Source organism: Gordonia sp. L191, from assembly GCF_030077625.1.
GTDB classification, from domain to species: domain Bacteria; phylum Actinomycetota; class Actinomycetes; order Mycobacteriales; family Mycobacteriaceae; genus Gordonia; species Gordonia polyisoprenivorans_A.
Genome location: NZ_CP125996.1, coordinates 4,940,702 through 4,954,427, shown reverse-complemented (window position 1 = coordinate 4,954,427; position 13,726 = coordinate 4,940,702). Strand labels below are relative to the sequence as shown.

The 13,726-nt window shown below is 67.8% G+C and carries 15 protein-coding genes; 8 read left to right on the top strand and 7 right to left on the bottom strand.

From position 1 onward, the window contains the following. Positions 1-88: 88 nt before the first annotated feature. Entirely contained in the window at positions 89-1,834 is a 1,746-nt protein-coding gene (locus QNM97_RS22345; RefSeq protein WP_283820375.1) for a TM0106 family RecB-like putative nuclease, read from the top strand. Here QNM97_RS22345 and QNM97_RS22340 read toward each other — a convergent pair. Together QNM97_RS22340 and QNM97_RS22335 are read right to left on the bottom strand one after the other, a co-directional pair. After that, positions 1,763-2,197, bottom strand: coding sequence for a hypothetical protein (locus QNM97_RS22340; protein ID WP_283820374.1), 435 nt, complete (start codon positions 2,195-2,197; stop codon positions 1,763-1,765). The genes QNM97_RS22345 and QNM97_RS22340 overlap by 72 nt on opposite strands. Then, positions 2,148-2,435 (bottom strand): hypothetical protein, encoded by a 288-nt coding sequence (locus QNM97_RS22335; RefSeq protein WP_283820373.1) that lies wholly within the window; start codon positions 2,433-2,435, stop codon positions 2,148-2,150. The genes QNM97_RS22340 and QNM97_RS22335 overlap by 50 nt, the downstream gene beginning before the upstream one ends. Before the next feature lie 426 nt (positions 2,436-2,861). On the opposite strand from QNM97_RS22335, the gene QNM97_RS22330 reads away from it, so the two are divergent. The 3 genes from QNM97_RS22330 to QNM97_RS22320 are packed head-to-tail and all read left to right on the top strand — an operon-like array spanning position 2,862 to position 5,217. Continuing rightward, on the top strand, positions 2,862-3,422 hold the full coding sequence (locus tag QNM97_RS22330; RefSeq protein ID WP_014358420.1) for a helix-turn-helix transcriptional regulator: 561 nt from the start codon (positions 2,862-2,864) through the stop codon (positions 3,420-3,422). Between the two features lie 50 nt (positions 3,423-3,472). Beyond that, entirely contained in the window at positions 3,473-3,979 is a 507-nt protein-coding gene (locus QNM97_RS22325) for a hypothetical protein (protein WP_283820372.1), read from the top strand. Next, on the top strand, positions 3,979-5,217 hold the full coding sequence (locus QNM97_RS22320; protein WP_283820371.1) for an MAB_1171c family putative transporter: 1,239 nt from the start codon (positions 3,979-3,981) through the stop codon (positions 5,215-5,217). Before QNM97_RS22325 ends, QNM97_RS22320 begins: the two co-directional genes overlap by 1 nt. A gap of 24 nt (positions 5,218-5,241) precedes the next feature. Here QNM97_RS22320 and QNM97_RS22315 read toward each other — a convergent pair whose 3' ends face one another. The 3 genes from QNM97_RS22315 to QNM97_RS22305 form a co-directional block, all read right to left on the bottom strand. Then, the gene (locus QNM97_RS22315) at positions 5,242-6,012 is read right to left on the bottom strand and encodes an SDR family NAD(P)-dependent oxidoreductase (protein WP_283820370.1); all 771 of its coding nucleotides are present in this window, start codon (positions 6,010-6,012) and stop codon (positions 5,242-5,244) included. 101 nt (positions 6,013-6,113) lie between these two features. Next, on the bottom strand, positions 6,114-6,950 hold the full coding sequence (locus QNM97_RS22310; protein ID WP_283820369.1) for a TMEM165/GDT1 family protein: 837 nt from the start codon (positions 6,948-6,950) through the stop codon (positions 6,114-6,116). A 138-nt stretch (positions 6,951-7,088) separates the two neighbouring features. Next, positions 7,089-7,610 (bottom strand): hypothetical protein, encoded by a 522-nt coding sequence (locus QNM97_RS22305; protein WP_006369149.1) that lies wholly within the window; start codon positions 7,608-7,610, stop codon positions 7,089-7,091. Positions 7,611-7,810: 200 nt separating this feature from the next. Between QNM97_RS22305 and QNM97_RS22300 the strand changes: the two genes are divergently transcribed. Continuing rightward, the gene (locus QNM97_RS22300) at positions 7,811-10,000 is read left to right on the top strand and encodes an ABC transporter ATP-binding protein (protein WP_283820368.1); all 2,190 of its coding nucleotides are present in this window, start codon (positions 7,811-7,813) and stop codon (positions 9,998-10,000) included. Next, entirely contained in the window at positions 9,997-10,746 is a 750-nt protein-coding gene (locus tag QNM97_RS22295) for an energy-coupling factor transporter transmembrane component T family protein (RefSeq protein WP_283820367.1), read from the top strand. The genes QNM97_RS22300 and QNM97_RS22295 overlap by 4 nt, the downstream gene beginning before the upstream one ends. Here QNM97_RS22295 and QNM97_RS22290 read toward each other — a convergent pair. Continuing rightward, a complete protein-coding gene (locus QNM97_RS22290) occupies positions 10,724-11,881 on the bottom strand; it encodes a sensor histidine kinase (RefSeq protein WP_020172705.1) in 1,158 nt (385 codons plus the stop codon). The genes QNM97_RS22295 and QNM97_RS22290 overlap by 23 nt on opposite strands. Then, entirely contained in the window at positions 11,881-12,555 is a 675-nt protein-coding gene (locus QNM97_RS22285; protein WP_283823287.1) for a response regulator transcription factor, read from the bottom strand. Before QNM97_RS22285 ends, QNM97_RS22290 begins: the two co-directional genes overlap by 1 nt. A gap of 204 nt (positions 12,556-12,759) precedes the next feature. On the opposite strand from QNM97_RS22285, the gene QNM97_RS22280 reads away from it, so the two are divergent. Both QNM97_RS22280 and QNM97_RS22275 read left to right on the top strand, forming a co-directional pair. Next, on the top strand, positions 12,760-13,224 hold the full coding sequence (locus QNM97_RS22280) for a DM13 domain-containing protein (RefSeq protein WP_026920408.1): 465 nt from the start codon (positions 12,760-12,762) through the stop codon (positions 13,222-13,224). Beyond that, positions 13,221-13,721 (top strand): DoxX family membrane protein, encoded by a 501-nt coding sequence (locus QNM97_RS22275; RefSeq protein ID WP_283820366.1) that lies wholly within the window; start codon positions 13,221-13,223, stop codon positions 13,719-13,721. Before QNM97_RS22280 ends, QNM97_RS22275 begins: the two co-directional genes overlap by 4 nt. Positions 13,722-13,726: the final 5 nt, after the last annotated feature.

Sequence of the window (13,726 nt, the reverse complement as noted above, 5' to 3'; positions counted from 1 at the left end):
CGCGATGGTGAACCCACCGACACAAGCATTACATAGGCTCGGAAACAGACTGTGACGGGCGATACCGCACAACCGGGGACAGCAGGAGGTGGCGACGACGGTGCCGAGCCTGCTGCATGCCCGTGACCTCGCCGGGTGCGAACATCGCCTCGCCCTGGATTCCGCGCACCCCGACATGGCCCGGGACCGTCCGCAGACGCCCGAGGCCGCGCGTCGCACCGAGGCCGCGGCGCTGCATCGGGATCGTGTCCGTGATCTGCTGCGTGCCATCCACAGCGACCAGGAGCCGAACACCTTCGTCACCATCGGCCCGGGGTCCTCGGCGCAGCGGGTGGCGCGGACGTTGCAGGCATGCGACGAGGGTGCGCGGTGGATCTGGAATGCGACGCTGCCGATCGATCCCGACCACGGCCGTCGGGGACATTCGGAACTGCTCGTGCGCGTCGATGACGGCTACCTGCCGATCATCGTGGTGAACCATCGGGCGTCCTATCCGGCCAAGCCGCGACGCGGTGCGCCCGCCGAGGGCGCGGTCCCGTTGCTGACCAGCCCGTTGTGGGGATGGGTGCCGATCCCCGACCCACACCGCACCATCCGCAATCACCGTCGTGACCAGTTGCGGCTTGCCCACCTGACCCAGATGTTGCTTGACGAGGGACTGTCGCCGACGCGTGACGAGCCGGATCTGTATGCCGGGGTGATCGGCCTGGACATCGACTGCATCGTCGTGCATCGCATTGGAACGACGCTGCCCGACTACCGGTCGGTGTTCGAACGCCGTCAGGCGATCGCCGCGGGGTCGGCGCTGACCGCGCCGCGCCGGGTCTCCGAGTGCCGCAGCTGCCCGTGGTGGGAGAAGTGCGGTCCCGAGCTGGAGGCGCGCCGCGACATCAGCCTGGTGGTCTCCTCGGGGCAGGCCGACACCCTGACCGAGGCGGGTATCCGGACGGTCGATCAGCTCGCTCGGTACGAGGGGCCGGCGCCGCAGTCGTGGCCGTCGAACGTGGCCTTCGACGACGCCGTGGTCAACGCGATCGCCTGGCTCACCGACGTGTCCCTGGTTCGTCGGGTCGAGCAGCCGCGCGTGCGGCGGGCCGACGTGGAGGTCGACGTCGACATGGAGAGCTACGGCGAGGACGGCGCCTACCTGTGGGGCACGTTGCTCACCGACAACGTCGACCGCGACCGGCCGGTGCGCTATCGGCCCTTCGTCACCTGGCATCCGCTCCCGACCGCCGACGAGGCCCGCTCATTCGCCGAGTTCTGGGCGTGGTTGACCGCCGAACGCCAGGCCGCCCACGACAGTGGCAAAACCTTTGCTGCCTACTGCTATTCGCAGCAGGCGGAGAATCGGTGGTTGCTCTCCTCGGCCGATCGGTTCGCCGGCGCCCGCGGTGTCCCCACGCGCGCCGAGGTCCAGACGTTCATCGATTCGTCCGAGTGGGTCGACATCTATGAGGCGGTGAGCACGAATTTCGTGTGCCCGCAGGGCAAAGGCCTGAAGAAGGTCGCTCCCGTCGCCGGTTTCACCTGGCGCGACGACGAGGCCGGCGGCGCCGCGTCGATGGATTGGTACAAGGCGGCTGTCGCGCTGGGCACCACCGAACTCGATCTCTCCCAACGTGATCGGCTGTTGGCCTACAACGAGGACGACGTGCTCGCCACCAAGGTGTTGCGGGAATGGATGGACGGTGACTGGACCGATCCCGACCTCGCTCGGCGCGTCCCCTATCAAGAAGAGCTGCTGACGCTGCGCCGACGGTCAGAGGCGCGTCGAACGCAGGGCGTCGAGGAACGGCCCGGTGCCGACGAGCGCGACGGCGCCGAGCAGTAGCAACAGGCCGGGCGAGATATCGCGGAAGAAGCCGCCGACGCCGGCGAGGGTGACCTTGGGTTCCGTGGCGGGTGCTGCTTGCGGAACCGCCTTGACCGGCCGCGGTGTGGTGGCGCGCGGTGAGGGTGGGGCCGGCGCCGGAGAAGCCGTCGGGGCGGAATTCGGTGTCGATCGGCCGGTGTGCGGAGCGGATGTTCCGGGAACCCCACCGGCTCCGCCGGCACCTCCGGCAGGTGGTGCGACGGGCACGACCGGCGGCACCGGTGCGGCGGGTACCGCGGGTGCGGGCGCGGTGGCCGTCGGCGAAGGCCGCTCACGCTGCGGATTCACCACGTTGCCCGTCGACGAGGTGGACGTCGACACGGACGGCGGGGTGTAGGTCGGTGCGGGGTGGGGCGGGACCACGACCGCGGTAGTGGTAGAGGTCGTGGCCGGCGAGTTGCTCGTCGTCGATGTTGTGAGGTTTGACTCCGTGCTGGTCGTCGGTTCGGAGTTGCTCGTTGTCGGCCCGACTTGCGACGATCCGCCGGTCGATCCACACGAGGAGAAGCAGTGACCAGATGGTCCGCCAGGCGACCCCGATCCGCCGCCCGGTGACCACGACGGCGAGGCAACGGCCACCCCGACCCCGACCCCGAGCATGAGCATCAGCGCGGCGAGCAGCGTGAGTAACGGCACACGTCGATGCCGACGCGGCGTCGGTGTGCGGTGCCGTCCCATCGCTGGTCTCTCCTGCTGTCGTCGGGTGGATCTCCCGATTTTCGAGTGATCCATCACTATCCACACGGCCGTGTTTGCCTCGTATTCACCGATCTGTGACTGTAGGATCACAGACTGATCACGGCCAATGGACCCCTGTCACATTGACTGTGACTAACACCACAAAAGCTTCAGGAGTGCTGGCTGCGCCGCTGAAGTGGTTCCCGAGGACACGGCCGTGCGAAGTTTGATGATAGCTGCCGTTGCGGAATCTCGGGTTTACGGTCTTTAATGTTTGCACATGCAAGTTTCAGGTTTCGGAGAAGGTATGACGTCACGAGGCGATGAACGGCCCGCGGGTTCGACGACGGGGGCGATCGACAAAGACAAGCCGGTCGACACCGACCCCGGCCTGTTCGCGCGCAGATTGGAAGAGCTGTTCCGCACCGTACCGGGGCCCAACGGCCGTGCGTACAGCGCCAAAGCGATCGCGGCGCGATCGACCGAGCGCGGATTCCGACTCGGCGAGTCCTACCTGAGCCAGCTGCGCTCGGGTAAGGCCAAGTCGCCGTCATTCCGTACCGTCGAGGGGATCGCGGCCGCGTTCGGTGTGGATGTCCACTACTTCCTCGAGGATCGGGCGGCCCAGCGCACCCGCGACGAGATCGACCTGATGCGCCTGCAAGCCGACACGAACGTGCAGCTCGCGGCGTTTCGACTGGCCGGTCTGTCCAGCGATTCGGTGACCGTGGTCAACGAGCTCATCAAGGTTCTGCGCGAGCAGCAGGGGCTGCCGAAGGATCCGCCGGATATCGTGGCAGCGGGGTTGACCGAAGAGCAGGCCGATGCGCGGCTGCGCGTCGTCGGCGGCAAGGAGATCGAGGACTGATCTCCGTCGTCGCCGCGGACCCGCTCCGCCACGACGAGGAGGGATGTCCGATGCGCAGTTCCCGCGAGATGTGGTCGCTGTGCCGTTCGGTACTCGCCCCGCTCAACCTCGATCTGCCACTCGACGTCGATCAGCTCTGCGACCGCTTCGGCGCACGCAGGGGACGGCCGATCCGCCTCATCGCACACCCGCTTCCGGCGGGAGTGCCCAATGGGGTGTGGCTGGCCGCCGAAGACGCCGACTACTTCTTTCACCAGGTCAACACCACGCGCTGGCATCGTGATCAGATCGTCATCCACGAGTTTGCGCATCTCATCGCCGGTCATCAGATGCTTGCGAGCATGCCGGAAGTGCTCGCCGGGCTCAGCGCCGCCGACGCCGACTCGTCACTGCGCGGCACCTGCTACGACGACGAGCGTGAACGTGAGGCCGAGACCCTGGCCTCGATGATCCTCACGTGGGCGGCCAAGGCCAGCGACGGCGTTGGGCAGAGTTCCGCCGACCCGGAGATCCGCGGGCTGCAGCGCCTCCTCGGAGGCCACAAGGGGTGGCTGTGATGTCGGTGCATCCGTTGGCCGCCGAGGTCCTCGCCGCGCGATGGCTGACGGCGTCGGCAGTGATCAACGTGCTCGCGCTGGTCATCTTCGCCGCGGCGTTGTGCTGGCGGATCGACCAACTCCGTCGACACGGCGGTGGCTTGCAGGCCTTCGCCATGACGGTGGCGGTCACCGCGTTGACCCTGGCCTTCGTCGTCGACAACGACTCGGTCGCGCACACCCTCGACGACTGGTTGTTCGCCGGGGCCTCGCGGGTTGTCCTTTACGGGCTGCTGGCGCTGGGCGTGGCCGCCCTGATCGTCGTGTTCTTCTATCCCGGCCGCTCGGTGACCCGGGAACGGCGTGCAGGCGTCGAAGCCATCCCGCTCGTCGCCGCGCTGATCGGGCTGCAGGTCAGCCTGTCGTTCGTGCCCGGGGAGATGCGTGATGCGTCACTGAGTCATTGGACGCTGACCAACTGGGGTTACGCGCTGTTCTATCTGATCGCCTGCGGCTATCTGGCGTATGGGTTCTTCGCCTGCGTGCGCAGCGTCGCCAAGTATCTGACGCACGCAGACGGGTACATGCGCACCGCGCTGATCCTGCTGATCGCCGGGCTGGGACTGCTGGCGATCGGCTCGGTCGTGCAGATCGTCTACGTGCTCGGCAACGCGACCGGCGTGATCGACGCGTCGTGGCTGTTGACCGCCAGCCGATGGCTCGAGGTGCTCGGTGTCGTCGGGTTCCTGTTCGGGATCAGTTTCCCGATGCTGCGGTCGAAGTGGCAGGGACTCACCGCGAATCGTCGGCGCCGTCGGGCCGCGCAGGACCTGTTGCCGTTGTGGGAGCTGGTGACCGACGCGGTCCCCGAAGTGGTCCTGCCCGATCCCGGGCGCATGTCGCCGACGGCGCTGCTGCATCGGCGGGTGGTCGAGATCCGCGACGCGCTTGCGCAACTGAGCCCGTTCCTCTCCGACGCCTTCGAGTATGCAGGTGTTGATGTTCGTGCCGGGATGGTGCGGATGGCAGTCGGGCGCCGCAAGACCGAGGGGGTTCGATCGGGGGCGGTGCGTGCCCTGCTGCCCGCGCTCGACGACGGTCTCGAGGGCGATGCGGCCCCGCTGCTGGAGCTGTCCGCGGCGGTCGCGGCCCTGCCGGACGTCGAGGACGACGACACCGACGCGCCCAGTAGCCCGAAACGCTTTGTCAAGGAAGAAGATTCACAGGAGAGCCCTCAGGGCCGGCACGCTGCGCGTTGACCGGCCCCGAGGGTTGAGCAGTGCTCAGCGCGGCGCCATGCGCAGTGCGCCGTCCATCCGGATCGTCTCGCCGTTGAGGTAGTCGTGGGCGACGATGAACTCGGCGAGTTGGGCGTACTCGTCGGGTTCGCCGAGACGCTGCGGGAACGGGATGCCCTCGGCGAGAGTCTTCTGGAACTCCGGGGTGATCCCGGCGAGCATCGGGGTCTTGATGGTGCCCGGCGCGATCGTGCACACGCGCACGCCGACCTGGGCGAGATCGCGGGCCGCCGAGATCGTCATCGCATGGACGCCGCCCTTGGACGCGGCATAGGCGATCTGACCGATCTGCCCCTCGAACGCTGCCACCGACGCGGTGTTGATGATGACGCCACGGGCGCCGTCGTCGCCGACCGCCGGTTCCTGCTGCATGCGGTTGGCGGCCAACCGCATCACGTTGAACGTGCCGACCAGGTTGATGTCGATGATCTTACGGAACAGATCGAGATCGTGCGGGCCCTTCTTGCTCAGGACGCGCGACGCCCAGCCGACACCGGCACAGTTGACCGCGACGCGCAGCGGCGCGCCCGATTCGGCGATGGTGTCGATGGCCGCCGACACCTCGTCCTCGCTGGTGACATCGGTGGCGATGAAGTTCACACCGCCCGGCGCGCCGTCTTCGGTGGCTTTGTCGATACCCGCCTGCAGGTCGAGGCCGAAGACCTCGGCGCCGGCGGCGGCGAAGCGGGCCGCGGTGGCCGCACCGAGGCCGGAGGCGGCGCCGGTGACGATGACGGAGGAGCCGGAGACGTCCATCGTTTCATGTCCTTTCGGGTCCGGCCCGAGGTCGAACACCCCTGGCCGATCGTTCGTTCGGTGTTTTCCCGAACACCCTAGGACATGTCGAGGCCGACTGGCTATCGGGACCCGTCGGTGTGGCTCGGCTGATTGACCATCTGCTGATCCGCCACGTGCTGTTCGGACCCCTGCTCCCGCTGCTCGTCCACCCGCTGCTCGTCCACCTGCAGATCGGAGCCCTGCTGATCGGACACCGCGTTCTGATCGGACACCGCGTTCGCCTCGCTCGCCCGGCGACGCCGGTGGACGTGGCGGATGTAGACCGAGCCGACGCCGATGAGCACGACCACCGCGGAGATGGTCCCGATGACGACCGGGGTACTCGCCGCAGTGAGGCCCTCGAACAGCAGCCAACCGGCGAAGACGAAGAACAGCACCGCGGCACCGAGGGAGATGACGCGCTCGGGCAGATGCTTGCCGAGCAGCATGCCCACCACGATCGCCAGGGCGTCGGCGGCGACCATGCCGATCGTCGAGCCGATCCACACGCCGACCCAGTCGTTGTCGGTCGCCAGGGTGATCGTCGCGAGCATCGTCTTGTCGCCGAGTTCGGCGAGGAAGAACGACGACATCACGGCGAGGAAGACCGAGGTGCCGACGCGATCGGCCTTGGTCTTCTCGTCGTCGTCGAGGTCGTCGCCGCGCAGCGTCCACAGGCCGAAGATCAGCATGGCCAGGCCGCCGCAGATCGAGAGCATGTCCGACGGGATCGACAGACCCAGGAAATGGCCGAAGAACACCGACACCGCGTGAACGGCGGTGGTCGCCACGGTGATGGCGGCGAGGACGATCCACCACTTGTAGCGCAACGCGTAGGTCATGGCCATCAGCTGCGACTTGTCGCCGAGTTCGGCGACGAAGATCACGCCGAAGCTCAGAAGGAGGGCAGCAATCATGACGGCCACGTTAGCCATACCTCAGTACCGCCCGCAACGTCTCGCGCAGCCGTATTTCCGCAGGTAGGGGGCTCAAAATCGAAAGTTTGGGTACCCTTAAAAATCGATCCGGCCGGCGGCGCGGGAGGCTTGGGCGCCTTACGCTGCGAGAAGCATCGCCAGCACCGCGGTGTCCGGGTCGGCGCCCGGGTCGATTCCGACCTGGTTGCGCAGGTTCACCACGGTTCCGTCGGCCTCGGCCTCGGCCCACCCGGCACGGTGCTCGAGGCCGAGTTCGGGCAGTCCGGGCAACAGCACGCACCCCGAGGCCACCTGCGAACACTCCGGCAGCGACGGACGGGTCCGTGAGGGCGGGTGCAGCATCAACAGGGCGGGTGGATTGGTGAGAAAGCGCCCGGCCTCTAAGAAGCTGTCGTCGACCACGTTGCCGACGGCGACCATCATCCCGACGGCGTCGTCGGCGGCCTCCTCGGGTCGTTCCTCGACGACGCCGAAGATCGTGGTGGTGGGCAGGAATCCGGGCCGGCAGGCGATGCGGACCGAGGCCACCAGGGTCTGGGTCCATTCGAGGGTCGATTCCGGCCAGCGGCCGGAGATGAGGATGCCGTTGAGTTCGCCTTCCTGGTGAACCGGCGTGAGTCCGATCGCGGTGGACTGCATGGTGACTCCCTCCTGGCGAGGTACTACCTGAACCGGCTGGCGAACAACCGGTGAAGAAAATATCCACCCTTCCCAGCGCCGCGACAACTCGAATCACCGGGATGTGACGGTACTTTTACACTCCGCGTTCACAGCCTGCTGCGGACCGTGTGCGCCGACGCCGCGGCGGGCTGCCCAGCACGTCCAGGCACACTGGTGAGGTGCGAAGAAGGACCGAGACACCTTCGGCGGGGAAGCCGAGTGCACCCCGCGGACCGCTGCGCCCGGTCGAAATAGCCTCGATCGCGATCTTTGGCGGGCTGGCCGTGGCCGCCGTGGTCATCGCCGCGGTCATCCCACTCGCCAGTGCGGTGCGCGTACTCGCCCCGGTGCCGCTGGCCCTGATCGCCGCCCGGACACGCCCGCGCGCCACCGTCGCGGCGGCGGTCGCGAACACCGGGGTGGCCTTCGCGATGGCCGGCAGCGGTGCCGCGCTGTCGGTGTTCGGCTCGGCGGTCCTCGGCGGCATCATCGGCGAACTCAAACGACGCGGCCGTGGCGTGCCGGCGATGCTGGCCGCGGCCACCATCGTGGCGCCCGTCGTGGCCGCGGTGACAGTGCTGATCCTGCTGATCCTCAAACCCCTGCGCGAGCTGGTGCTGGCCGCGTTGTCCAACTCCCTCGAGGGTGCGGCCCGGTGGATCGGGAAGATCCCCTCGATCGGGGACGGAATCGCCCACGGACTCACCAGCTTCCGCACCAGCATCGTCGACTGGTGGTGGTTGTGGATTCTGGTGTCGGGGGCGGTCGGCACCTTCCTGACGATCGTGGTGGCCTGGTGGATTCTGGGCGCGGTGATCACGCGGCTCTCCGACGTGCCCAGCGAGGACACCCTCGACGCCGGGGACGCAGAGGTCACCGTCGGTGACGACACCGTCATCGCCCCCTTGCCGATGACCCTGCGCGACGTCGAGTTCTCCTACGAGCCGGACGGGCGGCGCATCCTGCGCGGCATCGACATGACCATCGAGCCGGGCGAGTTCATCGCCGTCGTCGGCGCCAACGGATCGGGCAAGTCGACATTGGCCAAGATCCTCGCCGGACGACGCCCGTCGGCGGGCACCCTGACCCGCCCGGGTGCTGCGGGCCTCGGTCGCCTCGGCGGCACCGCCATGGTGTTGCAGCGCCCGGAGACGCAGATGCTGGGCTCCCGGGTCGCCGACGACGTCGTCTGGGGTCTTCCGGCGGGCCTCGACGTCGACGTCGAGGCGCTGCTCGCCGAGGTGGGACTGGCCGGCCTCGGCGAACGTGAGACCTCGGATCTGTCGGGCGGGCAACAGCAGCGCCTGGCCATCGCCGGGGCGCTGGCCCGTGATCCCGCGTTGCTCATCGCCGACGAGGTGACCTCGATGGTCGACCCGCAGGGCCGCGAGGAGATCATGGCGTTGCTCACCGCGCTGCCGCGCACCCGCGGCGTCGCCGTCGTGTTGATCACCCACCGTGCCTCGGAAGCCGCGGCCGCCGACCGCGTCGTGCACATCGTCGACGGTCGGGTGGTCCCCGAATCGCCGACGTGGTTTCCCGCCGCCGGACCGGGCGGCGAGGCGCGGCCGGAGACCGTCGGTGAGACCCACGCGATCGGCCATCGCGCGCCGCTGTTGCGTCTGACCGACGTCGGGCACACCTACCTCGCGGGTTCGCCGTGGGAGGTGCGCGCCCTGAGCGCGGTGTCGCTGACGGTCGATCGCGGTGACGGTCTACTGATCGTCGGTGGAAACGGTTCGGGGAAAACAACTCTCGCGTGGATCATGGCCGGACTGATCGCGCCGTCGGAGGGCACGTGCGAACTCGCCGACGACGGTGACTGGGCGAAGGTCACCGGCAAGGTCGGTGAGGTGGGGCTGGCCTTCCAGCACGCGCGTCTGCAGATCCAGAAGCAGAACGTCGGCGAGGAGATCATGGCCGCCGGCGGCGAGAAGGTCGGTACCGCCGAGGTGGCGCGGGCCCTGGAGTCGGTGGGTCTGCCGCGCTCGATCGCCGCCGCCCGCACCGACTCGCTCTCGGGCGGTCAGATGCGCCGGGTGGTGCTGGCCGGTCTGCTGGCCCGCCGGCCGGAGGTACTCGTCCTCGACGAGCCGCTGGCCGGACTCGACCCCGGGGCCCGCACCGAGGTCATCGGCGTGCTCGCCGGGTTACGGCGTGCGGGGATGACGATCGTGATCATCTCCCATGACTTCACGTCCCTCGGCGAGGTCTGCGATCGTCGCGTCCATCTGGTGCGCGGTGTCCTCACCGAAGGCGGCACCGACCACGTCGACGACGGTCCCGCACTCGACATCAGCCCGCACGAGCCCGAGGTGACCGACGCCGCCCGGCCGACGCTGTTCCGCGGAAAGAGGTCTCACGAATGACGATGCGTACGGTGCCTTTACGTCAGGTGCCCGGCGATTCGGTGATCCACCGGCTGTGGGCGGGCACGAAGCTCCTCGTGGTCTTCGTGCTCAGCGTGATGACCTGGGTGTTGCCGTCGTGGCCGGCACTCGGCATGGTTGCCGCGGTGCTGGTGATCACCGCACTGATCGCCGGCATTCCGTTGGGCGCGATCCCACGGCCGCCGTGGTGGTTCTGGGGGCTGCTGCTCCTCGGGGCGGCCGTCAACGCCGCGGTCAGTGTTGCCGCGGTGGTCGTGTTCGCCCGGGCCACCGCGTTGGGCCTGGTGCTGGTCGCCACCTCCATCCTGGTCATCTGGACGACGCCGCTCGCCGACGTCGCCCCCGCGATCGCGACGTTGATGCGCCCGCTGCGATGGCTGCGGCTGCCCGTCGACGAGTGGGCCGTCTCGATTGCGCTGTGCCTACGTGGCCTGCCGATGCTCATCGAGGAGCTGCGTCTGCTGCGCGCGGCACACCGGCTGCGACCGACCGCGCCCGCCGACTCCGGACACCCGGCCGCCGAGATGGGCATCATCGACATGGTGGTCGCGGCGATGAGTTCGGCGCTGCGCCGTGCCGAGGAGATGGCCGAGGCGATCACCGCACGCGGCGGCACCGGCCGCCTCACCGCCTACCCGTCCCGACCGCATCGGCGGGACTGGGTGGTGCTCGGCATCGTTGCGGTCGCCTGCGCCGGGGCGATCACGGCGACGGTGATGCTCTGAGCGTCGGGAGTGCCACGGCGAGCCGGAACCCGTCGTCGACGTTCTCGGCGCTGACCTCGCCGCCGTGGGCACGGACGATCTCGTGCACGATCGCCAGTCCGAGCCCGGCTCCTGCCGATGCCCCGGCGCCGCTGTCGTGGGGTGTGCGGGCGCGCTCGGACCGCCACCCGACCTCGAAGATCCGGCCGAGGTCCTCGGTGGCGACGCCGTCGCCGTGGTCGAGGACGTAGAGGATGAGGTGACCGTCCTCGACGCAGTCCGCGGAGACGAGGATCTCCGAGTCCGCCGGGGCGTGTTTGACGCTGTTGGTGAGGAGATTGACCACCACCCGGGTGAGTTCGTGCGCATCCGCCCAGACCATGTGCCCGGCGATGTCGGCCTGGGTGATGGTGATGCCGCGAGCGCGGGACAGGTGTGCCACGTCCGCCACTGCATCGGAGACGATGTCGAGCAACTCGACCGACTCGCACCGGAGCACCAGCGCGCCGCTGCGTAGCCGGGACAGCTCGAACAGATCGTCCACCAGCCGATTCATGGTGTCGGTTTGTGTGCGGATCCCTCGGAGGTACTCCACGGGCTTGTCGGCGACGCCCTCCTCCAGTCCCTCGGCGAGAGCCCGAATCCCGGTCAGAGGGGTCCGCAGATCGTGCGAGATCCACGCGAAGAACTGGCGGCGTGAGGCGTCGAGTCGCTCGATTTCGGCGCGTGCCTCGGCAAGGCGCGCCGAGGTGTCGGCCAGTTGCGCCGACACCTCGGAGATCTCGCGTGACGCTCCTGCCTCGATGGACACGATCTCGCCGTCGCCGACCCGGCGTGCCGTGTCGCGGAGAGTACTCATCGACGTGCGGGCGATCCGTCCGACGGCCACCGCCGCGAGCACACTCATGGCGCTGGAGATGGCGACGACCCAGATCAATACCTGTAGATCGTGATGTGACACATACATTTCCGCGGCGATGACGATCACCGATCCGGCAATCGCGACGGGGGCGGTCAACACGACGACGGCGAACTGCGCGGTGATGGAGGCACGCCGGCCGAGTCGGATCGCAGCCAGTGCCAGCACGGACACAGCGATCGTCCACACCGCGGCGATCGCAATCACCGTCAGCACGTCGCGGTAGGTCAACCCCATCATCGGTCGCCGGCCACGGTGAATCGGTACCCTGCGCCCCACTCGGTGAGCAGGTGACGCGGGTAGCGTGGCTCCGGTTCGATCTTCTCTCGAAGCCGTCGCACATGGACGGTCACCGTGGAGGCGTCGCCGAACGCCCAGCCCCAGACCTCACGAAGGATGTCGTCGCGTGAGAACACGGTGTCGAGGTGCTGAAGGAAGAACAGTAGGAGCTCGTATTCCCTTGTGGTGAGCGCTATTTCGCGGCCATCGCGGAAGACTCGACGCCGCGCGGGATCGACCCCGAAAGGCCCGCTCGAGAACGCCGAGATCGGTTGGCGGCCATGACTACGGCGCAGCAGGGCGTCGATCCGCAGCTGCAACTCGCGCAACGCGAAAGGTTTGGCGAGGTAGTCGTCGGCACCGGATTCGAGTCCGGCGATACGGTCATCCACTGAATCGAGTGCCGTCAGCATGATGACCGGCGTCAGTGGGATGTCCGCACGGATCTGGCGACAGAGCTGATCGCCGTCCACTCCGGGCACCATGCGATCGAGAACCACGAGATCCGGTGCTGCCGAACGTAACACGTCGCTGGCTCGCGATCCGTCGGCGATCTGATGGACGATGAACCCGGCGGCACGCAGGAAGTCACCCACCGCGACGAGTACCGCGGGGTCGTCCTCGACGACCATGATCTCGGCTCCTGCATTCACCGCACCGAGCGTAGTGCGTTCGCCGCCCACGGTGGTCCGGACAACTCTTACGGTGCTGAAATCTTCTCCCGCAAGGCCGGTGTCGCTCACTACGTTCGGCTCAGTCGTCATCCATAGACGACGACATCGGCACACGCAAGACGCCGACCGAATGACTCCGCGAAGTACACGAAAGGGATCCCCATGAAGAAAACCCAGTTCGCCGGGCTCTGTGCCGCAACACTGGCCGCCGGCACGCTCGTGCTCTCCGCGTGTGACAGTTCGGGCTCATCGACGACGGCTGCCCCCGCCGGCGGCTCGTCGATGTCGATGACCTCGACGATGTCGATGTCGCAGCCGGTGGGGGCTTCCCGTGGCGGTACCTTCGCCGGCATGAATGGCAAGAACGTATCCGGCAAGGTGACCGTCAACGGCGACAGCGTTGTGCTGACGGGATTCTCCTCCGACGAAGGCCCGGACCTCCACCTCTATCTGACGAACGGCACCGATGAGGCGGCCGTCGGCGCGGGTAAGCAGATCGGTCCGGTCCGCTACGACGCTGCCTCCCAGACCTTCATGGTCACCGGGGTCGACCTCGCGATGTATCACAACGTGGTCATCCACTGCGACAAGGCCAAAGCGGTGTTTGGTGCCGCCCCGCTGTCATGAGCGCCACCCTTCAGGTGCTGGGCTGGTTGCCGGCGACCGTGGTCCGGGTGGCGCTCGGTGTGCTGTGGCTCCATGAGGGCTTGCTGAAATACCAAGCGGGATTCGGCTCCGCCGACATCAGACTCGTCGTCGGGAGCGCGGCATCGAATCCGCGTGTCCCGTCGTACTTCACCGCGTTCTCCGACCACGTGTTGAGTCACTCCACCACCCTGTTCGGGTTCGTGATGCCCGCACTCGAGACGGCGCTCGGAGTCGTTCTCGTCCTCGGTGTGCTCACCCTTCCGGCAGCGCTCGGCTCGGTGTTCACATTGATGACGTACTGGTCCGCGGATCAACTCATCGGCGAGTATCCGATCATGGTGCTGCTGTCGGTCGTGGTCGTCGCCTTCCCGGTCGCGGCCTCGCAGTTGTCGCTGACCGCAGCCCTCGACCGGATCACTGCCACGCATCGGTCGCGAATATGGCGATCACTGGCACCGGCGCGACGGTGGTTGTGACTCAC

What these genes read in the sequence shown, in the direction of transcription:
- QNM97_RS22330 (WP_014358420.1), top strand. Translation starts at nt 2,862, where the DNA reads ATGACGTCACGAGGCGATGAACGGCCCGCGGGTTCGACGACGGGGGCG.
- QNM97_RS22325 (WP_283820372.1), top strand. Translation starts at nt 3,473, where the DNA reads ATGCGCAGTTCCCGCGAGATGTGGTCGCTGTGCCGTTCGGTACTCGCC.
- QNM97_RS22320 (WP_283820371.1), top strand. Translation starts at nt 3,979, where the DNA reads ATGTCGGTGCATCCGTTGGCCGCCGAGGTCCTCGCCGCGCGATGGCTG.
- QNM97_RS22315 (WP_283820370.1), bottom strand. Translation starts at nt 6,012, where the DNA reads ATGGACGTCTCCGGCTCCTCCGTCATCGTCACCGGCGCCGCCTCCGGC.
- QNM97_RS22310 (WP_283820369.1), bottom strand. Translation starts at nt 6,950, where the DNA reads ATGATTGCTGCCCTCCTTCTGAGCTTCGGCGTGATCTTCGTCGCCGAA.
- QNM97_RS22305 (WP_006369149.1), bottom strand. Translation starts at nt 7,610, where the DNA reads ATGCAGTCCACCGCGATCGGACTCACGCCGGTTCACCAGGAAGGCGAA.
- QNM97_RS22295 (WP_283820367.1), top strand. Translation starts at nt 9,997, where the DNA reads ATGACGATGCGTACGGTGCCTTTACGTCAGGTGCCCGGCGATTCGGTG.
- QNM97_RS22290 (WP_020172705.1), bottom strand. Translation starts at nt 11,881, where the DNA reads ATGGGGTTGACCTACCGCGACGTGCTGACGGTGATTGCGATCGCCGCG.
- QNM97_RS22285 (WP_283823287.1), bottom strand. Translation starts at nt 12,555, where the DNA reads ATGGTCGTCGAGGACGACCCCGCGGTACTCGTCGCGGTGGGTGACTTC.
- QNM97_RS22280 (WP_026920408.1), top strand. Translation starts at nt 12,760, where the DNA reads ATGAAGAAAACCCAGTTCGCCGGGCTCTGTGCCGCAACACTGGCCGCC.
- QNM97_RS22275 (WP_283820366.1), top strand. Translation starts at nt 13,221, where the DNA reads ATGAGCGCCACCCTTCAGGTGCTGGGCTGGTTGCCGGCGACCGTGGTC.